Raw genomic sequence first — 19,647 nt, 5'->3', positions numbered from 1 at the left:
AAGATCGCAGCCTTCGGCAGCTCCTACAGGGGAGCGTACGCGTTGTATCAGTAGCCTCCACCAATAACAACAATGAGGAATCACGATGAAATTCCGCGACAAAGTCGTGCTGGTCACCGGTGCAGGTCGAGGCATGGGTCGCGCCATTGCCCTGGCCTATGCCCGAGAAGGCGCCAAGGTGGTGGTGTCGGCACGCACCGCTCGATACGGTGAAGAAACGATCGCACAGATCAAGGCCCTGGGCGCGCAAGCCTGCCTGGTCGGTGGCGACATCGCCGACCGCGAGGCGATCAAGTCAATGGTGCAAGATGGTGTAGAGCACTTTGGTGGCCTGGACATCGTGGTGCATTGCGCTGCCGATACCAGTCACGGGCTGATCGCCGAAATGGCCGATGATACGTTTGATCACATCGTTCGCAGCAATATTCAATCGTTGTTCTGGTTGGCCAAGGACTGCGCACCTTATCTGTCGAAAGCAGCCGACAAAGGCCGGCTGATTTTCATCTCGTCCGGCGAAGCCAACCGCAAATACACCCCTCGCCTGATTGCCTATGGTTCCAGCAAAGCCTTCATGAATGCCTTCGCCCGCGGCCTGGCGGTGGAATTCGGTGCCATGAATATTCTGGTCAACGTCGTCGAGCCCGGACTGATCGGCACTGATCACATGCTCGAAACCCTGGGCAATGAACTGCCGCATAAACTCGCTGCACATTTCCCGGTAGGGCGTCTGGGCGAGTCCGCCGACATTGCCAACGCCGTGCTGTTTCTGACCTCCAACGAGGCTTCCTATATCACTGGCACTTCGCTGCTGGTGGATGGCGGCGCCACCATGATCGCGCTGCCCAAGGTCGAAGAAATCCTCAAGGGCCATTAATCAACCCGCACGTCCGCGATGGGAGTCAGGTCATGACATCGGATACACGCAGTAGCAACACCACGGCCCACGCCGGCAATGATTTTTCCGAGTTCAAGCGCGGCTGGCGCGTGGTTGTCCTGGGCCTGTTTGGCATCTGCACCAGTATTACCGCTGCGTTGCTGTACGCCTTCGGCACCCTGGTGATTCCGCTGGAACAGGCGTTCGGCTGGAGCCGGGGCGACTTGCAGGCCTCCATCACCTTTCTGTTCGCCGGTGTGGCGATTTCCACGCAACTGGTCGGCTGGCTGTACCGTCGGTTCGGGCTGCGCCGGGTAGCGATTGTTTCGATCGTGCTGCAGATCGTCGGTTACTTTGCGATCACGCGGATTGAGGGTTCGATCGGCTGGTTGTACCTGGCGTTTTTCAGCATGCCGATCATTTGTGCCGGAACCATTGCGATCACCTGGACGCAACTGGTCAACCTCTGGTTCGAGCGTAACCGTGGTTTGGCGCTGGCCGTGATTCTGTGTGGCACCGGGCTGATGGCGATGATTCTGCCACCGCTGTTGTCGCGGCTGATTGCCGCCTACGGTTGGCAAGCCGGGTTTATTGCGCTGGGGGCGATGCCTTTGTTGTTTACGTTGCCCTTGTCATTGATGTGGCTGCGCATGCCGGCGCTGCTCACCAGTCCTGACGCGACAACGCAGAAGGAACTTCCGGAGCTGTCCGGCATGTCCTTCAAACAAGCAGTGCGCTCAGGGACGTACTGGGGCTTTAACGTTGCATTGATATTGTCGGTGTCGTTGACCGTCGGCATGGTCACCAACATGGTGCCGATGCTGCAAAGCAAGGGCCTGAGTGCGCAGCAAGCCAGTCAGATCTTCAGTACCTTTGGTATTTCCATCATCGGCGGGCGCTTGTTGGTGGGTTATCTGCTGGACCGCTATTCACCTTCAGTAGTGGCCGCCGTGAGCCTGGCGCTACCCGCATTGGGCTGCGCGATCTTTCTCTTTGGCGGGGCGCAAAACACACCGTTGCTGGTGCTGGCGACCCTGTGCATCGGCGCCAGTGCCGGAGCTGAGTTCGATCTGGCGGCATTCCTGATGGCGCGCTATTTCGGCTTGAAAGACTACGCGCGGATATTTGGTCTGCACCTGTGCCTGATCACCATTGTCTCCGGTCTGGTACCCATGCTGTTCGGCCATCTCTATGACCTGTACGGCAGCTATTCCGCTGTGCTGGTGTGCTGTTTCTGCTGCGCCATTGTCGGCCCGACCATTCTGCTGTGGTTGAGAATGGAGCCAAAATTCCTCGCCCGTCAGCAAAACCTCCAGCTACGACCACATGCCTGAACCCACTTGAGGATGAACGTGAAATGAGCATGGACAAACACACCATCGAGCACTTTCTGCACGGGCAGATCGACTGCTGGAACCGGGGCGACAAAGACGGCTTTTTCGCTCACTACCGCAGCGTCTCGGCCAACGGCTTGAGTATCGAATACGTCGGCAAGCCCCAGGCCGATGCCTGGCAGGTACTGGAAGGCATGTGGGCGCAGCAGCAACCGAAGATTCGCGTTGAAGTGCGCCAGTGCATCGTCAATGGCAATGAAGCGGCGTGCCATCACCTGAACGCCTTTCGCGAGCAGGAAGGCGGTATCGAGACGATCGAGTTGTATCGGTTTGAAGAAGGAAAGTTGTCCGTACGTTACTTCATCAACCAGTAATCGTTGCGCACAGCCTTGTCAGAAAGGCTGTGCGCGTCGTCGCCTAGACGCCATCGGTGGAATGGGACAGCTGCTGCCATTGCTCGATTTCCGCGAGCATCCTGTTGAGCTTGTCGCTGACCTGCTGATAAGCGTCTGAACCCGCCAGGTAACGCAACGGTGGATGTTCGCTGTTGGCCAGGAGCACCAGCGCATCGCCCAGTTTAGCCGGGTTGCCGGTTTGCTGATGGTTGTAGGCGGCCGAAGCGCCTTTGACCTTGGCGGTGAATGCAGCGTAATCCTCCAACCCGCGTGTACCGAAGACCGCGGAGCTGGGGTCGAGAAAGTCGGTACGGAAAACCCCGGGCTCCACCAGCGTGACCTTGATCCCGAACTGCGCCACTTCCTGGGCCAGGGATTCGGAAAAACCTTCCACAGCAAATTTAGACGCGCAGTACAGCGCCGCACCACCCATCCCGACCATGCCACCCATTGAAGACACGTTGAACACCCGGCCACTGCGTTGCTGACGCATGACAGGCAGCACGGCGCGGCAGACGTTGAACACACCGAACACATTGGTCGCGAACTGCTGGTCGGCGTCGCTGGCGAAATTGTCTTCAAACGGCGCCAGTTGTCCATAACCGGCGTTGTTGACCAGCACATCGATTCGGCCAAAACGCGCCACGGCAGTTTCTACGGCAGCCAGTGCCTGGGCTTCGTCGGTCACATCCAGGGCCACTGCCAGCACGCGTTCGCCGTACTCGGCAAAGACAATTTCCAGCGGTTCGATACGCCGGGCGCTGACCACCACGCTGTCACCATCAGCCAATGCGGCTTTGGCAATGGCAGCACCCAAGCCTCGGGCCGCACCGGTAATAAACCAGACTTTGTTCATTGCATCGCTCCAGTCGTTGTGCAAAAAAATGCCGCGTCAGCTTTAAGGCGGGCGCGGCAGCGGGTGTGAAAGATCAGTACGACGTTCAGTCGCGGTTGGCCGCTTCCCAAGCTTTCAGATCGAACCCGTCAGTGGCGGCCTCAACTGCCGTCAGCTTGGGCGCGCGAGCAAGAATCTTGCGCGCCGCCATGTGATCGCCCATGCGATTGCAGGACTCCACGGCCACCAGACGGTCATTGCGGAAACACAGCACAGACGCTTGATGTTCTTCGACTGAACCGAGCACGACGGTACTGTCATAGCCATGCGAGAGTCCGGCGATCTGCAGTTTCAAGTTGCCTTGATCGGTCCAGAACCAGGGCAGGGCGCTATAAGGTGCCGGTTTACCCATCAAGCGTGCAGCCACTGTGCGGGCCTGGTCGATGGCGTTCTGCACCGACTCGAGGCGGGTGTGTAACTCATTGTTTTGCAGGCACGGGAAGCTGGCGACATCGCCTACCGCGGAAATTTGCGGGTCAGAGGTCAGCAGGCTGGCGTCCACCTTGATGCCGTTCTCGATGTCCAGACCGGCTTCAGTCGCCAGCTGCGCATTGGGAATCACACCGATACCAAACACCACCAGGTCAGCAGGGAGTGCACGTCCGTCACCGGTTTGTACCGCGCACACCTTGCCGTTATCGCCGTCGATGCGGCTTAAACCCTGGCGGAAGTCAAAATGGACGCCCCACGCTTCATGGGCCTGGCGAAACAATTCCGACATTTCCCGCGACACGGCACGAGCCATGGGACGCTCGCCCAGCTCCAGTACGTGCACATTAGCCCCTAGGGCAGCGGCCACCGCCGCAAACTCGAGGCCGATAAACCCGGCTCCAATCACCACCACGTTGCGCGCTTCTTTCGCCAGCGGCGCCAGGGCGTCGGCATCGGCTTTGGTTTTGATACCGAACACTTGCGGCAACTCTGCGCCGGGAACCGGCAGGGGGCGGTTGTGGGCTCCGGTCGCCAGTACCAGATGGTCGTAACTGACAGCAGCACCCGAGGCTAACACCACGCGTCGGTTCAGGCGGTCGATCGCGGTCGCCTGGTCATGCAGCAGTTCAATGCGCTGGGTGGTGTAGAAATCAGCAGGACGAAACAGCAGATTGGTCGCCTGGATCTTGCCGAGCAGATAGGCTTTGGACAATGGCGGGCGCTGGTAGGGCAGGCCTGGCTCATCGCCGATCAGGGTGATGCGCCCGTCAAAGCCTTCCTGGCGCAGGGAGGCAGCGACCTGAAATCCGGCCTGGCCAGCACCGACGATAACGACTGAGGCGAGGGTCATGGGAACTCCTTCACGCGCATTCAGAATTGCGACGACGGCAGGTGCAAAACCATGCCGTCCATGTCTTCGCTGATGATCATTTGACAGCTCAAGCGGCTGCTGTCGCGACGTTCGAAAGCGTACTCGAGCATGTCGTTCTCCATGCCTTCCGCCGCTTGCACCTTGCCCAGCCAGGCCTCGTCGACATAGGTGTGACAGGTGGCGCAACTGCAGGCACCACCGCAGTCGGCAGAAATACCCGGCACCGAGGCGAAGGTCGCGGCTTGCATCACCGACTGGCCGATGTCGCCTTTGACTTGATGGGCGGTGCCGTTGTGTTCAATAAATGTCAATGTGGGCATGTTCTGCTCCGATTCTTGTTAGGGGGCTCAGGATTGGCTGGGAATGGTTTGCACGTTGAAGTGCGGCACTCGCCCAAGGGTCAGTAGCAACAGCGGACCGATCAGGCAGCAGGCGGCGCTATAAACCAGCATGGCGTTATACGATCCGGTGCGCGCCAGCATGTACGCAAAGAGCAACGGCGCCAGCGCCGAAGCCACGGTATTGAGGCCCTGATGCACGCCGAACAGGCGGCCGTATTCGCGCAAGCCGAAGTAGCGGGCAATCAGGAACGCGGCAATATCGAACTCCGCCCCGGCGCCAAAACCAACCAGCACCGCCGCCAGCATGAGCGGGGCAAATTCGGTGGTCGGGCTCAGGTAGATGAAACAACCGATAGCGGGCAGCACCAGGCTGATCGCAGACACAATCGGCGGCCACAGACGATCGAGCAGATAGCCGATAAGCATGCGGCCGAAGATCAGCGAAATACCAAAGCAGCTGAAAATGGTGGCCGCGTCCCCCGCGGATAGGCCTCGGGCTTGCAGCATGGGCACGGTGCTGGTGACCATGCCGACAATCGAAGAAATCACCAGGCTGAGCGCCAGGTTACAGGTCCAGAATTTCAGCGAGCCCATGCCTTCACGAAAAGACATGCCGGGCAATTGCTCCAGCGCACGCCCGCCGTCACGGTGACCGGCAACAGAGGGTAGTTTGAACCACAGCAGAATCAGCGGCAGCAGCACCAACAGATTGAGCAGCGCGAGAATCACGAAGGCCGCGCGCCAGTCCCATTGCTCGATGCCCCAGGCCATCAGCCGGGGAATGATGGCGGCAGTGACACCAGTCCCGGACAGACCAATGGCGAGCGCCAGGCCGCGATTGCTGTCGAACCAAAGACTGATCAGCTGGGTCCAGGTTACGGCCAGCGCGCCCATGCCGACGATGGGCAGCAGTGCAAAGGCGATGTACATCGACCAGATCGATTGGGTCAGCTGCGTGGTTGCCAGGTAACCGAGTGACAACAACAGCAGGGAAATAACGGTAACGCGCTTCATGCCGTAGCGCAGGTTGAACCAACCCACCAACTGCAATGACACCACCGCGCCGCCAAACAGAAAGGTGATGCAGGCTTGCAGCTCACTTTTGCTCCAGCCAAAGGCATCGCCGAGCGGCACGACCAGTGTGCCGAAACCATAGAGCAGGGCGGCGTTGATGCTGATGGCCACTCCGGCGACCGACAAAATCAGGATTTTCCAGCTTTGGCGGAATTCGCGCAGATCGATTGCCGCTTCGTTTCTAGACGGGTGCATGGAGTTGGCTTCCTTATAGGTTTTGTTGAGCCAAGCACTGCTACAAGTGGTGATGTGAATCACCGCCAGCAGATTCTTTGAACAGAATCTGGTTTTTTAATCAGAATAAAATCAGAAATTCGGCTTTGTCCAGCGCAGCTATCTGACTAACGGACAAACGAATTTCATGCGTTGCACCCACGGTTGAATCACTCTGAAGCCAGCCGTGTTCAACATCCTGCTGCGATTCCCTTTTTTTAAGCCAAGGCAATGATCAGGGACAGCGGATGAGCCTCAGCATATCCGCGTTAAAAATTAATTGCACATAAAATAAATAAGTGTTCATAATTTGCAAAAGCTGAACCTGATAAAGGAGAAAAAAATGAGTTCAGAAAAAGCGCAGTTCAAAGCGGTGGCCGACCGAAGCCGCTGCTGTGGTTATGGTTTGTGTGCTGCGATTTGCCCCAGCCTGTACAAGCTTGATGCCGATGGCATGGTGTACCTCGACGATGCCCGCGTGCCGCCGGAGTTGGAGGAGGAGGCTCGTGAGGGTGCAGCCGCTTGCCCCGCGGAGGCCATCTGGCTTGAGCCCATCACCCCGGATGACGAAGCCGTTTGATGGCGTGAGCGCCTGCCGCAAACGTGATAACCACTGAGGTGAGGATGTGCTAATGGGTCGATTACCAAACAAGGTCGCGCTGATAACCGGTACAGGCGGCGGCCAGGGCAGGGCTGCGGCGCTACGTTTTGCCCGTGAAGGGGCGATTGTGGTCGGTTGCGATTTCAATGCCGAAGGTCACGAGGAGACTGCAGCGTTGATGCAGGCCGAGGGTTTTACCCTGTACGGCTCGGCACCCGTGGACCTGGGTGATCATGAACAGGCCAAGGCCTGGATCGATGCCGCCGTGGCTGAACACGGGCGCATCGACATCCTGTACAACAACGCTTCCGCCGCACGCTTCGGGCTGGTCAGCGAGCTGTCGATCGAAGATTGGCAGTACACCATGCGCAACGAAATCGACCTGCTGTTCTATACCACCAAATATGCATGGCACCACTTGGCCGAACAGCGCGGAGTGATCATCAATGTATCGTCCACCGCTGCATGGGGTGGCTCGAAAGTGGCCGGCATTTCCGCGCATTCGGCTGCAAAGGGCGCTGTGGTGTCCTTCACTCGCCAGTTGGCGGTAGAAGGGGCGCCGTTCGGTATACGTGCGGTCAGTTTGAGCCCGGGATTTGTCGCGACGCCTGGCACCCGGCCTTTTCTGGAAGACCCCAAAATGCGCGCCATGCTGCTGGATGGCGTATTGATGGATCGCCCCGGCGAACCCGAGGAAGTGGTGGCAATGGCGGTCTTTGTCGCCTCGGATGAGGCTTCATTCATTACCGGTTCGGACTTCGTCATCGATGGCGGGTTACTCGCGATCTAGCACGCGCGGCGCCCTGGCATGGGCTACCGGCACCCTTTCATCTCGAACAATAACAAGGTGAATAACGTGGACATCATCGGTATCGGTTACATGGGCTTTGAGACCCCCAATCTCCAAGCGTGGCGTGAGTACGGCCCTCAGGTGATGGGTTTTGGCATAGGCAAGAACCCCGAGAGTGATCCCGATTCGCTGTACTTCAAGATCGATGATCGTCGGCATCGCTTCGCTTTTCATCCTGGCAAGGTAGACCGCATTGTCTACATCGGTTGGGAAGCGGTGGGGCGCATGGCGTTCGAGGACGGCATCAAGAAGCTGGCAGCCGCCAATGTCGACTTCACTCGCGGTGATGCTGAGCTGTGCGAAAAGCGTGGCGTGCGTGAATTAGTGCGTTTTCGTGACCCGGTGGGGTATCAGCACGAATTGTTTTACGGGCAAAAATGGCTGCCGCGCTCGTTCCAGCCGGGCCGCCCGCACAGTGGTTTCCTTGCCGACGAACGGGGTGCGGGTCATGTGGTGCTGATCACCCCGGACTACACTCCGGAACTGGAAGACTTCCTGCTTAATGTCATGGGTTTCAGCTGGTATGGCGCTGGTGCGGGCAAGGGACGAACCGGTTTCTTCCGCTCCAAACTCAACCATCACACCAGCCATGACATCGCTTATGGTCACGGACCGGGTCGCATGGGCGTGCAGCATGTCGGGCTGTTTGTACGCAACGTGCGTGATGTCGGTGAGACCTACGACATCGTGCGTCAGCGTGAACTGCCGATGATGATGACCCTCGGCCAACATGCCCAGGACCCCCATCTGTCGTTCTACCATTTCAATCCGTCCGGGTTCGCCTTCGAGACCATTGCTGAAATCGAGCCATGGCAAGGCGATCCCTATGAGCTGAATCCAGAAAAACTCAGCCTGTGGGGCCACGAAATGGTCGGGCCAATTCTCGGCGCCAGCGTCAAGACGCCGGAAGAAGTGCTCGACGCCGAGTACCTGCCGACCTACTTGGCCAAGCGCTGACATGCGTCTGGCGCGGGTCGAAGTTGCCGGGCAAGCGTTCTGGGCGTTGCTGAATGCGCAAGCTGATTGCTTTCGGCGAATTAATGCTCCTTTCGCCCACTGGGCCGGGCTAGGGGCGGATCTTGCGCCAGACGCCCTCGACCCGAGTGGCGAATGGTTGCCGTTGTCGGCTGCGCGCCTGCTTGCGCCATTGGAACCCGGTAGCCGGGTTTTTGGTGTGGGCCTCAATTACCTCAGCCACCTCAAGCGCCTTGGCAGTGATTCTCCGGCGCACCCGTTGGCGTACATGAAACCGGAGTCAGCGCTGGTTGGTGCCTATGACGAGATCGATTATTCGCCGCTGACCACCCAGCTTGATTACGAGGTGGAACTGGTCGCCGTAGTGGGCCGCCCGTTGCTGGATGAACCGCATGCCAGCGACTGCCTGCTGGGGTATACGGTGGGCAATGACATAAGTGCGCGCGATGCCGGCAAGCAGATTGGTCGTCTGGACCTGTTGACCCAGAAAGCCATGGACCGCACCACACCGGTAGGTCCATGGATCGTGACCGCGGACGAACTGGGTGTAACGGGGCAACCGGCTTTAGATATGCGCCTGAGCGTTAACTATGAACTGCGCCAGCAGGACAATACCCGGCAGATGATTTTTCCCCTGGATGAGTTGCTCAATTATCTGGATGCACGCATCAGTCTGCGTCCTGGCGACCTGGTGTTTACCGGATCCACCCACGGCGTAGGACTGGAAAGCGGGCGTTTTTTACGGCCGGGTGATCGGGTCGAGGCTGAGATTGCAGGTATCGGTCGACAGAGCAATACCATCGCTGCGCCACGCCAACTCATCCCCGCCCGTGCGGCGGGGCGACTGGGTCAGCCGCTGGACAAGTAATCCCTGAAACTGACTGGCGTAGCCGCTGAGGAGTGATGATGAGCGAGGGTTCGGCGTGGGCGCCGTTTCGCAACAAAGCGTTCCGCGGTTTATGGCTGGCAGCCGCAGTGGTCAACATGGCTATCTGGATGCAGACGGTCGCCGCGGCGTGGATCATGACCACATTGACGACGTCGGCAGCCATGGTCTCTCTGGTGCAAACCGCCGTGACCCTACCGGTATTTCTGTTTGCCTTTCCCGGTGGGGTGATTGCCGATCGGGTAGACCGTCGCAGTTGGCTGATCATTACCCAGTGCATGATGCTGTTCGCCGCACTGGTGTTGTGTGTGCTGGCGTACAGCGCGCACATGGAAACCTGGGGCTTGTTGGCGTTTACCTTTGTGCTCGGTACTGGCAGTGCGCTGGGCATGTCGGCGTGGATGGTGACCATGGTCGGCGTACTGCCTCGCGACCAGGTGCCGGCTGCAGTGTCCTTGAACGGAATTTCCATCAATGCCACCCGGGCTTTGGGCCCCGCGTTGGCGGGTGCACTGATTGCATACTGGAACACGACCTCGGTATTTCTGGTGATCGCGCTGTGTATGTTCGCGGTGCTCCTCTTCCTCTTTCGTATCGCGCCCAACCCGCCTGCCGTGGGCTTGCCACCGGAAACCCTGACCGGTGGCATGCGCAGTGGCCTGCGCTATATCCGGCATTCAGCGGTCCTGTTCAGCGCCATGAAGCAGGTTCTTGTGTTCACCATGAGTGCCAGTGCTTTATGGGCCTTGCTGCCACTGGTGGCCAAGCAGGAATTGGGTATGGACGCTGGTGGTTATGGCTTGCTCATGGCGTTTCTTGGTGCCGGTGCAGTATTGGCTGCGCTGAGCTTGCCGCGGTTGTATCGCGTATTGGGCATGCGTCATCTGCTGGTTTGCGGCGCCATTTCCTTTGCCCTCGCCACCCTCACTGCCGCGCTATCCAACAACCGCTACGCGGTCTGCGCAATGCTGCTGCTGGCAGGGTTCGGCTGGATGGCGGTCAACGCGACCATTTCAACGGTGGTGCAAACCTATGCCGCCAATTGGGTGCGCGCACGGGTCGCATCGGTCTATGTGTTGATCCTGATGGGCGCGATGGCGGCCGGCGGTGCGATATGGGGGGCATTGGCCGAGTATCTGGGATTGAGCCAGAGCTTGCTGCTCTCGACACTGTTGTTGCTGGTCGGCATCGCGCTGACCCGAAATGGCCATGTGGAACTGGGCCAGGAAGCAGACTTTGCCGAGGTGCAGTTGACCGACACACTCCAGCTGGCCAGTCCGGTGTCCCATTCCGAAGGACCGGTATCGGTGGAGATTGTGTACCAGGTGGCGGCGCCGGACCGCGATGAATTTCTGGCTGCCGTATACGCGGTAGGCAAGGCGCGACGGCGCAACGGTGCGCAAAACTGGCGTTTGTACCGCGACATGGCGGACCCGCAACTCTACAGCGAGCGCTTTATTGTCGAGTCATGGCTGGAATACTTGCGCCAACAGGTTCGGGTGACCCAGGCCGACCAGGCCCAAGAGCGTCTCATCGAGCGTTTTCGTCGCGAAGATCTGCAAACCCGTCGTTTGATCTATCAGCCGCCAGTGAAATTAACCGATTGAAGTGTTCGAGTAATTCCCAGATAAAACTTTTACGGCGCCAATCATTCTCAGGTTAGAATGGCGCCACTCTAAAGTTACTGGATTGGGCATGGAACTCACTGACGTCAACGACAGCAGCAAATCGGCCGGCGCAACCCTCGTCAAGCCTGTATCCAACGCCATACGCATCTTGCGCTATCTCAGTCAGGTGGGCACGCCGGAACGTTCAGTGGACATCGCCCGGCAACTGAAAATCAATCCAAGTACCTGCTTCAACATCCTGCGCACCCTGGTGCAAGAGGAGGTGGTCGATTTCAGTGCCCTTTCCAAGCGTTACACCGTGGGCCTGGGCCTGGCGCGCCTGGTTGAACAATTGGTGACTCAGGGTCACCGCGTGCAAATGGCCAAACCCCTGTTGCAGAACCTGGCTGCACGCCAGCGGGTGACCATCACCCTGTGGCGCAAAATGAGCCCTGACCGCATCGTCATTGTCAGTTCCGCCGCGAGCCCGACCGATGTGCGTATCGACATGGCTGAAGGTCAGCGTCTGCCAATTCTGATGGGCGCCAGCGGCCGGTTGTTCGCTACGCAGATCGACCTCGACGATCCGGAAGTACAGAGCAGTTTCGAGACGATTCGCTGGGCCCAGCCGCTGTCGCTCGAGGTCTATCGCGAAGAAGTGAGAGAGGCCGCCGAGCGCGGTTGGGCAATGGACGATGGGCATTTTTCGGGGGGGATTCTTGCCATTGCGGCGCCGGTCTTCTCACCAACCAACAGCATCGATTTCACCGTGTCAGCGGTGATGTTCCGTGGCCAACGGGATGAAGAGGGCCTTGCCGAACTGGGCAAGGCGCTGATCGAGTTCTGCAGCGAAGTGGCCGGCGTACTCTACTGAGGCGCGCCGTTACTCGCGAACCAGTAGCAGGCTACCCCCCAGCGGGCCGCCTCCGGCTGCCACCGTACTGACGCGGTGTTCGCGGGTTTGCCGGCCTTCGGCACGACCCCACAGTTGCAGGCAGGCTTCATGCACGTAACCCAGGCCGTGGGTGCGTCCGCCAGACAGCTGCCCGCCATTGGTATTGATGGGCAAGCTGCCCTCCAGTGCGATGCGCGTGCCACCCTCGACGAACGCGCCACTTTCCCCAATGGGGCACAGGCCCAGGGCTTCAAGCCAGATCAGGGTCAAGATCGAAAATCCGTCATACAACTGCGCAGATTCAACATCCTGCGGGGTGTAGTCGGTGCGTGCCCACATCATCTCGCCAACATCGAAGGCGGCCATTTTGGTCAGGGAGATCTGATCCCACGACCAGGGCTGGTTCAACGCTGCGCCCATGGCCTCGATGCGAATTGGTTTATTTGGCTGGTCCTGGGCGATATCACGACGGGACAGGATGATGGCGGTGGACGCATCACAATGCACGTCGCAGTCGAACATGCGCAGAGGCGTTGAAATCATTCGCGATGCCATGTAGTCGTCCATGCTCATCGGCGTGCGGTACAGCGCCTTGGGGTTGCGCATGGCGTTCTGGCGACACGTCAGGGCTATCTGCGCCAGCTGCTCCGGTCGGGTGCCGTATTCATGGAAGTGACGCTGGGCATACAACGCCATCAGATTGATGCCCGATTGCACATTGAACGGGGTAAACCACTGCCAGGCGTAGCTGCTGTCGCGACCCTGGGTTTTGTTGGTCAGTGCGCCGGCCTGTTTGTTGAGCATACGGGCTGACGCTTCGGTGATGGTGCGAAACACCAGTACGTGCTTGCACAGGCCCGCCGCAATCGCCATGGCCCCGTTAATGACCCCGGTAAGCGGGCCGGGCCCTTCATAACCGCCACCGAACCAGTTGACGTTGAGCCCAAGGGCGCTCTTCAGCGCACTGGGACCGACCGGTGAGAACGGGTCGCCATTGTTGTTATCACCCGGCCAGCAGGCCACGCCGTCGATGTCGCTACGTTGCAGGCCGGCGTCCGCAATGGCTTCCAGGCAGGCGTCCAGGGTCAGGCGCATCGCTGACTTGGTAGACGGTCGGCCGATCTCTGATTGCCCGATACCGGTAATGGCTACGTCTTTTTCATAACGATGATCGAACATCACTGATCCTTCTCGAACAGAGGCAACCACACATCCTCGACATTGAGGAAGCTGACCCGTACCGGCATGTCGATATGTACATCCGTGACCGGCATGCCCACCACGTTACTCACGAACTGCAAGCCGGGTTGCTCAACGAGCTCGATGATCGCCACCACATAGGGCACCTCCAGGTCGGGGGTCCAGGGTTGATAGTTGATGGTGAAGCTAAGTACGGTGCCCTTGCCGGACACCGCTTGCGGCGCCACGTCGAAGCTTGCGCAATGCGGGCAGAGCGGGGCGGGCGGGTGGAAATACCGGCTACAGGCTGCGCAGCGATGAACGAGCAGTTCGCCCTGTTGACCGCCTTGCCAGAAGGCGCGGTTGTCGGCGTTGAGTGCAGGCAGTTTTCTAGGCATCAGCGGTCCGCAGGTGAGTGTTTGACTTGAAGTCATACGGTATCATTTGTACATATTTTCTAAAAGTGTCATATATTCATCCGGACAAAGGCGCGAATCGACCGTTCGCGCCGTAAAACAACAACAAGAGGATTTCGCGATGTCCCAATCACTATTGGACAAGAGGGTAGTCGTCACCGGCGGGTTTGGTGCCCTCGGCAGCGCACTTGGCAAATTTCTGCTGGCGCGAGGCGCCCGGGTGGCGTTGCTGGATCGTAGCGAGGCCCCAGCTGCCTTGCTGGATACGGAAAACCTGCTGTGCCTGGGTGGTGTCGACCTGACTTCGAGCGAGTCGGCCAGCGCTGCGTTCGAGCAGGTCGCGGGGCATTTGGGTGGCATCGACGGTTTGGTCAATGTCGCGGGCGGGTTTGCCTGGGAGACCGTCGAAGGTGGCAGCCTGCTGACCTGGGATCGCCTCTATCAGATGAACGTACGTACCGCAGTGGTCAGTTCTCAATCCGCGTTGACACACCTGCTGGATTCCAAGGCCGGGCGCATCGTCAACATTGGCGCGCTGGCCTCTGTCAAAGCCGCAACAGGTATGGGGGCTTATGCCGCCTCCAAGGCCGGTGTGGCCCGGTTGACCGAGGCGTTGGCCGAGGAACTGAAGGATCGTGGTGTAACGGTCAACGCTGTGCTGCCGAGCATCATTGACACCCCCGCCAACCGCGCCGACATGCCTGATGCTGACAGCAGCCGCTGGGTCACTCCGCAGGCGTTGGCGGCGGTAGTGGCGTTTCTTTTATCCGACGAAGCCGCAGCAGTAACCGGTGCGCTGCTCCCCGTGAGTGGTCGCGTATGAGACTGGTGACGTATACCGACGCCGAAGGGTTTGAGCGCGCGGGTGCATTGCTCAATCGGGATCAGCAGGTACTCGACCTGCAACACGCTTACCGCTTGCTGGAAGGTCGTGACAGTGTGGCGTTGAGCAGCATTCTGGCTTTGGTAGAGGCCGGCGAACCGGCGCTGGAATTGGCCCGCTCACTGGTCGCTAAGGCACCCTCGGCGGCGGTGCTGGAGCGTGCCAGCGTGAAGCTGCGTGCACCGATCCAGCCGCCTCCACAAATGCGCGACTGTTCCTGCTTCGAATTGCATCTGCGCCAGAGCTTCGCGGCGGCCCGTCGTGCCCGTGCGCTGCGTACCGAAGACCCGGAAGCCACGCTGAAAGCGATGAACACCCGCGCTGACGATCGGGTCATCGAGACTTTCAACAAGCAGCCTATTTACTACAAGGGCAACCGTTTCGCGGTGATTGGCATCGACGATGAATTTCAATGGCCGAGCTACAGCCGGGCGATGGATTTCGAACTGGAGTTCGGTTGCTACATCGGTAAGCGCGGCAAGGACATCAGCCGTGAAGCCGCCCGGGCGCATATCGTCGGCTACACCATCTTCAACGACATGAGTGCCCGCGACGCCCAGGCCCTGGAAATGCCCGGCATGCTCGGCCCGGCCAAGAGCAAGGATTTTGATACCGCCAATATCATGGGCCCCTGTCTGGTGACAGCCGATGAGCTGGGTGATCCCTATGACCTGAACATGGTCGCCCGGGTCAATGGCGAGGAGTGGGGGCGCGGCAATACCCGCGATATGCGCTGGAGTTTCGAAGACGTGATTGCCCACGTGTCCCGCTCGGAAACCCTGTACCCCGGCGAGTTTCTGGGCTCCGGCACGGTCGGCAACGGCTGCGGCCTGGAGCAATTGCGTTATTTGAAGCCTGGCGATGTGGTTGAACTGGAGATCGACGGCATTGGTGTGCTGCGCACTCAAGCGGGCAAGGCATCGAACAAGGATTGACGCGTACGTGAATGACGGAAGAATTCACTTACAAGTACAAAGTGAATTCTATGTACATAAATAGAGAAAGTGTCTTATATTTCGCTGCGACTACTGTCGTGACGCTCTGATCAGGAGGCAATCATGCTAACAAGAACAAGCCCCGTATTGTCTGATGGAACCAAGGTCTCTGACCTCATCTATCCCTCTAGCCGTGAAGTACAAATGCGCGTGTTGTCTGACCGCGAAATCTACGAGCTGGAGATGGAAAAAATCTTCGGCAAGATCTGGGTACTCCTGGGTCACGAGTCGGAGATCCCCAATTCCGGGGACTTCATGGTCCGCGACCTGGGCTCCGACTCGGTCATTGTTGCCCGTGGTAAAGAGGGCGAGGTGTTTGTAAACCTCAATGTGTGCCCGCACCGCGGCATGCGCATCAGCACCGCCGATTGTGGCAACACGCAAATTCATAAATGCATCTACCACGGCTGGGCCTTCCGCCCGAATGGCGACTTTGTCGGCTCACCCGTCGAGCGTGAGTGCATGCACGGCAAGATGCTGCCAAAAGAAGAACTGGGCCTGAAAAAGGCACGGGTCACGCTGTACGGCGGTCTGGTCTTTGCGACCTGGAATATCGATGGGCCGTCGTTTGACGAATTCCTCGGCGATGCCAAGTGGTATTACGACATGCTGTTCTGCCGCTCCGACAAGGGCATGGAAGTACTCGGCCCACCGCAGCGCTTTATCGTTAACGCCAACTGGAAAACGGCTGGCGAGCAATCGGCGGCTGACGGTTTCCACACACTGACCTTGCACCGTTGGCTGGGCGAAGTGGGCAATTACGCCAAGAAAGGCGAGGGTGAAACAGCCGACCTCAGCCCGGAAATGATCGGAGTTGAAATCAGCTCGCCCCATGGCCATGCCCTGCGCTGCATCGACCTGGCGCGCAAGATCAAGCGCCTGACCGGCCTCGATCCGGCAGAGTTGAGTGTGCAGCAGAAGCTCGAAGCATTGCCGCCTGCCGGCATGACCGCCGACATGGTCGAACAGCTGGCACGCAACTTGACCGAAGATCAGTTGAAAGTGCTCACCAGCATGCCGCCGCAAGTCGGTGGAATGTTCCCGAACATTCTTTTCGGTTTTGTCTACATTCCGCAGCCGGATGGCACTGTCGTCGGCTCGATGACCCTGCACGCCTACGTGCCGCAAGGTCCGGACAAGCTCGAGTTCGTCAACTGGGTATTTGCCGAGAAAGACGCTTCCCCGGAATTGCGCGACAAGATGCTCAAGCAAACCATCCAGCTGTTCGGCACGTCCGGCATGGTCGAGCAGGATGACTCCGATACCTGGCCGCACATGACGCTGGCTGCCAAGGGGGCGATGGGCCGCAAGAGCACGATGAAGTACCAGGCAGTCTTTGAAACGGGGGCGCCGGAAGGCTGGCCTGGCCCGGGCATCGTCAACGAAGGTTTCACCAAGGACGATACCCAGTGGCACTGGTGGTTGTACTGGCATGAGCTGATGACTGCATCGGACGACAAGTAAAGCGTCTGTTACGCCTGGTATGACTGCGGTCCTGAGGGGCCGCAGTTGCTGGAAACCGCATTAACAAGAATAAAAGTGAGGGAATGACTCATGGCTCAGGTTCAACAACGCGGTGTGGAGGATATCCAGCCGGGTTCCCCAGTCGGTACCAAGCGAGTACCGGTAGGCTCGCCGATTTACAACGATGTGGTGACCTTTCTCTACGAGGAAGCCACGCTGCTGGACCAGATTCGCCTGCAGGAGTGGGCCGAACGCCTGGACACCGACCTGGTGTACACAGTGCCGCTACGCCAGACGCGCTTGGCCGCCGAGTTGAAAACCACCATCGTGCGCAGCGTTCAGCATTACCACGATGACTACCGCTCGATCATGGGCCGAATCCTGCGCCTGTCCGGCAAAAGTGCCTGGGCGGAAGATCCTCCTTCGCGTACCCGACGTCTGGTGACCAACGTGTTTGTCGAAGAAACCGACAAGAGCGATGAGTTTGTGGTGACCAGTTACCTGCTGCTGACCCGTAGCCGGTTCAAGGACCACCACGTCGACATTATCAGTGGCGAACGGCGTGATGTGCTGCGCCTGAGTGAAGTGGGATTCAAGTTGGCGCGGCGCGAAGTCATCATTGACCAGGCGGTGCTTGGAACACCCAATCTGGCCGTCTTCCTCTAGTTCGTACCGGCGGTCTGGTTTGAACCCGGATCGCCGTACCTTGAAGGCATTGGCCGCTCTGTTCTTGACGCAAGAGCGAAGCGGCTATTGCTGTTGTCTCAGCCATTGCTGATCCTCTGCGCACAACTTGAGCTGCTCGTGGCTGAAATCCAGAGTCGAGCCTTTCATGCGCAGTGCCTGCTCCGCACGTTCGGGTTGCTGGCTGTAGCAGAGGGCGCTGGTAGCGGCGTGAATCTGGGCGTCGAGGTTGTACGCACGCCCCATCGAAATCAGGGTGCAGCGGCGAAGCAAAAGAGCCGCTTCGGCGGCTTCTTCATTGAGGGTGCTCAGTGCCCAGCGTGCCATACCTTCGCGAAGGTTGATGCCGCAGTAGGGGGCTGGTCTTTCGATCAGGGTGCCATCGACTTCCCAGCTCAGCTTTTCAACGCCGTCGCACAGCAACGTAGCGCGAGTGTGATTGGCAATACGCTGGCCGACGTTGATGTCATAACGGCGCTGGTGGGGGCCTCGAGCGGCCGCCGCGACAGCGAGGCCCGCGAGGTCCAGCAGATGGGTGCATTGATGACTGGCATCGGTCTGACGGGTGACCGAGTGGGCTATCCGGTCCAGTTTCATGCCCACCAGGTGCTGTAATTGATCGCAAGCCTGAGGGCACAAGGAATAAGGGTAGCGAAGCGCTTCGCCGCCAATGGCGGTGACTTCACCTTGATGGTGGCAGACCCAGACACGGAAGTGGTGGAAGTCGTCTTCCAGCGCGGCTCGGACTTCGCCCGTGCCATTGCCGGGATGAGCAATGATGTCTACGCGGCGACGAAATACACTCATCCTCAATATCCTTGCTTCAATGCTGTTCAGGCTGACGAAATCAGCTATATTTGAACACTATAACCAAAAATGTTCACTAAAAAACAAGAAATGGAGTGGCTATGGCACTGCTAAACGAACAGGTCGCGTTGATTACCGGTGCAGGTGGCGGAATAGGCCGCGGTATCGCGCTGAACTTTGCCAAAGAGGGCGCTGCTGTGGTGGTCGCCGAGCTGGATGTCACCAGTGGCGAGGCCATAGTCGCCGAACTCAAAGCGCTGGGTGCCCAAGCGGTGTTCATCAAGACCGACGTGTGCAGCAAGGCCGATATCGAAGCTGCCGTGCAATTGGCCGTTGATCAGTTCGGTGGTCTGGACATATTGGTTAACAACGCCTTTGCGCCAACACCCAATGTCCTTCTGGAAGAAAAAACCGACGCGATGCTGGAGAAAACCCTCGGTTCTACAGTGTGGGCGGCCTGGTGGGCGATGAAAGCCGCACTGCCCCACATGAAAGCGAGAGGCGGCGGCAAGATTATCAACTTCTATTCCATCGATATCGAGATCGGCGCCTGGTTGCACGGCGACTACAACACGGCAAAGGCAGCGATCGTGGGGCTGACTCGTAGCGCGGCTTCTGAATGGGGGCGGTTCAACATTCGAACCAATGCCATCGCACCGACTGCGATGGGTGCGACCTTTCACAAACTCGCTGCAGAGAACCCGGGGTTTGCCGAAATGTCCGCTTCGATGCGTCCGTTGGGGCGCTGTGGCGAGCCTGAAGCTGATATCGGGCCGGTGGTGGTATTCCTCGCTTCGGAGATGTCGCGCTTTATCACTGGCGAGACCATTCACGTCGATGGTGGCCTGCACTTACCCGGTTACAACTCCCGCCCCAAAGGCATTCCCGTGCGCGAGTATTGATTACCCCGGTTGATGCAGGAGCGAGCAAGCTCGCTCCTGCAAAGAAGGCTCCAGGCCCAAGAGACGCGAAAGCC

The 19,647-nt window shown here is 58.9% G+C and carries 21 protein-coding genes; 14 read left to right on the top strand and 7 right to left on the bottom strand.

The genetic code is table 11. The features are described 5' to 3' along the window. Positions 1-85: 85 nt before the first annotated feature. The 3 genes from ACRESJ_RS04580 to ACRESJ_RS04570 are packed head-to-tail and all read left to right on the top strand — an operon-like array spanning position 86 to position 2,582. Positions 86-874, top strand: a complete 789-nt coding sequence (locus tag ACRESJ_RS04580) for an SDR family NAD(P)-dependent oxidoreductase (protein ID WP_020300804.1) — start codon at positions 86-88, stop codon at positions 872-874. Positions 875-906: 32 nt separating this feature from the next. Beyond that, positions 907-2,208 carry an MFS transporter gene (locus ACRESJ_RS04575; RefSeq protein ID WP_431756836.1) on the top strand — a complete coding sequence of 434 codons (1,302 nt, stop codon included), beginning with the start codon at positions 907-909 and terminating at the stop codon, positions 2,206-2,208. A gap of 23 nt (positions 2,209-2,231) precedes the next feature. Then, the gene (locus tag ACRESJ_RS04570; protein WP_020300802.1) at positions 2,232-2,582 is read left to right on the top strand and encodes a nuclear transport factor 2 family protein; all 351 of its coding nucleotides are present in this window, start codon (positions 2,232-2,234) and stop codon (positions 2,580-2,582) included. A 43-nt stretch (positions 2,583-2,625) separates the two neighbouring features. On the opposite strand, the gene ACRESJ_RS04565 is transcribed toward ACRESJ_RS04570, so the two are convergent. From ACRESJ_RS04565 to ACRESJ_RS04550, 4 genes are all read right to left on the bottom strand, one after another. After that, on the bottom strand, positions 2,626-3,459 hold the full coding sequence (locus ACRESJ_RS04565; protein ID WP_020300801.1) for an oxidoreductase: 834 nt from the start codon (positions 3,457-3,459) through the stop codon (positions 2,626-2,628). Positions 3,460-3,544: 85 nt separating this feature from the next. Next, entirely contained in the window at positions 3,545-4,780 is a 1,236-nt protein-coding gene (locus ACRESJ_RS04560) for an NAD(P)/FAD-dependent oxidoreductase (RefSeq protein WP_020300800.1), read from the bottom strand. A gap of 20 nt (positions 4,781-4,800) precedes the next feature. After that, positions 4,801-5,121, bottom strand: a complete 321-nt coding sequence (locus ACRESJ_RS04555; RefSeq protein WP_020300799.1) for a 2Fe-2S iron-sulfur cluster-binding protein — start codon at positions 5,119-5,121, stop codon at positions 4,801-4,803. Between the two features lie 27 nt (positions 5,122-5,148). Then, positions 5,149-6,411, bottom strand: coding sequence for an MFS transporter (locus ACRESJ_RS04550; protein ID WP_020300798.1), 1,263 nt, complete (start codon positions 6,409-6,411; stop codon positions 5,149-5,151). A 361-nt stretch (positions 6,412-6,772) separates the two neighbouring features. On the opposite strand from ACRESJ_RS04550, the gene ACRESJ_RS04545 reads away from it, so the two are divergent. The 6 genes from ACRESJ_RS04545 to ACRESJ_RS04520 all read left to right on the top strand — a co-directional run bounded on the left by ACRESJ_RS04545 (position 6,773) and on the right by ACRESJ_RS04520 (position 12,222). Then, positions 6,773-7,009, top strand: a complete 237-nt coding sequence (locus ACRESJ_RS04545) for a ferredoxin (protein ID WP_020300797.1) — start codon at positions 6,773-6,775, stop codon at positions 7,007-7,009. 52 nt (positions 7,010-7,061) lie between these two features. Beyond that, positions 7,062-7,820: an SDR family NAD(P)-dependent oxidoreductase gene (locus tag ACRESJ_RS04540; protein WP_020300796.1), complete on the top strand. Its 759-nt coding sequence runs from the start codon at positions 7,062-7,064 to the stop codon at positions 7,818-7,820. A gap of 66 nt (positions 7,821-7,886) precedes the next feature. Beyond that, a complete protein-coding gene (locus ACRESJ_RS04535; RefSeq protein ID WP_032904513.1) occupies positions 7,887-8,837 on the top strand; it encodes a VOC family protein in 951 nt (316 codons plus the stop codon). Between the two features lies 1 nt (position 8,838). Next, positions 8,839-9,723 (top strand): fumarylacetoacetate hydrolase family protein, encoded by an 885-nt coding sequence (locus ACRESJ_RS04530; protein ID WP_020300794.1) that lies wholly within the window; start codon positions 8,839-8,841, stop codon positions 9,721-9,723. 38 nt (positions 9,724-9,761) lie between these two features. Further along, on the top strand, positions 9,762-11,348 hold the full coding sequence (locus ACRESJ_RS04525) for an MFS transporter (protein ID WP_020300793.1): 1,587 nt from the start codon (positions 9,762-9,764) through the stop codon (positions 11,346-11,348). Positions 11,349-11,436: 88 nt separating this feature from the next. Beyond that, a complete protein-coding gene (locus ACRESJ_RS04520; protein WP_020300792.1) occupies positions 11,437-12,222 on the top strand; it encodes an IclR family transcriptional regulator in 786 nt (261 codons plus the stop codon). A 9-nt stretch (positions 12,223-12,231) separates the two neighbouring features. On the opposite strand, the gene ACRESJ_RS04515 is transcribed toward ACRESJ_RS04520, so the two are convergent. Beyond that, positions 12,232-13,422: a thiolase family protein gene (locus ACRESJ_RS04515; protein WP_020300791.1), complete on the bottom strand. Its 1,191-nt coding sequence runs from the start codon at positions 13,420-13,422 to the stop codon at positions 12,232-12,234. Next, complete coding sequence (locus tag ACRESJ_RS04510) at positions 13,422-13,820, bottom strand: Zn-ribbon domain-containing OB-fold protein (RefSeq protein ID WP_020300790.1); 399 nt, start codon at positions 13,818-13,820, stop codon at positions 13,422-13,424. The genes ACRESJ_RS04515 and ACRESJ_RS04510 overlap by 1 nt, the downstream gene beginning before the upstream one ends. Positions 13,821-13,959: 139 nt before the next feature. On the opposite strand from ACRESJ_RS04510, the gene ACRESJ_RS04505 reads away from it, so the two are divergent. The 4 genes from ACRESJ_RS04505 (at position 13,960) to ACRESJ_RS04490 (ending at position 17,846) form a co-directional block, all read left to right on the top strand. Continuing rightward, positions 13,960-14,661 (top strand): SDR family NAD(P)-dependent oxidoreductase, encoded by a 702-nt coding sequence (locus ACRESJ_RS04505; protein ID WP_020300789.1) that lies wholly within the window; start codon positions 13,960-13,962, stop codon positions 14,659-14,661. Further along, positions 14,658-15,656 (top strand): fumarylacetoacetate hydrolase family protein, encoded by a 999-nt coding sequence (locus ACRESJ_RS04500; protein ID WP_020300788.1) that lies wholly within the window; start codon positions 14,658-14,660, stop codon positions 15,654-15,656. The genes ACRESJ_RS04505 and ACRESJ_RS04500 overlap by 4 nt, the downstream gene beginning before the upstream one ends. A gap of 123 nt (positions 15,657-15,779) precedes the next feature. Further along, entirely contained in the window at positions 15,780-17,180 is a 1,401-nt protein-coding gene (locus tag ACRESJ_RS04495; RefSeq protein ID WP_057005046.1) for an aromatic ring-hydroxylating dioxygenase subunit alpha, read from the top strand. A 90-nt stretch (positions 17,181-17,270) separates the two neighbouring features. Next, on the top strand, positions 17,271-17,846 hold the full coding sequence (locus ACRESJ_RS04490) for an aromatic-ring-hydroxylating dioxygenase subunit beta (protein ID WP_057005047.1): 576 nt from the start codon (positions 17,271-17,273) through the stop codon (positions 17,844-17,846). A gap of 84 nt (positions 17,847-17,930) precedes the next feature. Here ACRESJ_RS04490 and ACRESJ_RS04485 read toward each other — a convergent pair whose 3' ends face one another. After that, positions 17,931-18,671: a DUF2889 domain-containing protein gene (locus ACRESJ_RS04485; RefSeq protein WP_057005048.1), complete on the bottom strand. Its 741-nt coding sequence runs from the start codon at positions 18,669-18,671 to the stop codon at positions 17,931-17,933. Between the two features lie 101 nt (positions 18,672-18,772). Here ACRESJ_RS04485 and ACRESJ_RS04480 point away from each other — a divergent pair, with 101 nt between their 5' ends. Beyond that, positions 18,773-19,573: an SDR family NAD(P)-dependent oxidoreductase gene (locus ACRESJ_RS04480; protein ID WP_126588877.1), complete on the top strand. Its 801-nt coding sequence runs from the start codon at positions 18,773-18,775 to the stop codon at positions 19,571-19,573. Positions 19,574-19,647 lie beyond the last annotated feature (74 nt).

The organism is Pseudomonas sp., from assembly GCF_050739655.1.
Lineage (GTDB): Bacteria > Pseudomonadota > Gammaproteobacteria > Pseudomonadales > Pseudomonadaceae > Aquipseudomonas.
Note: the sequence above shows the minus strand (reverse complement) of the source record. Positions and strands in the feature narration are given on the sequence as shown.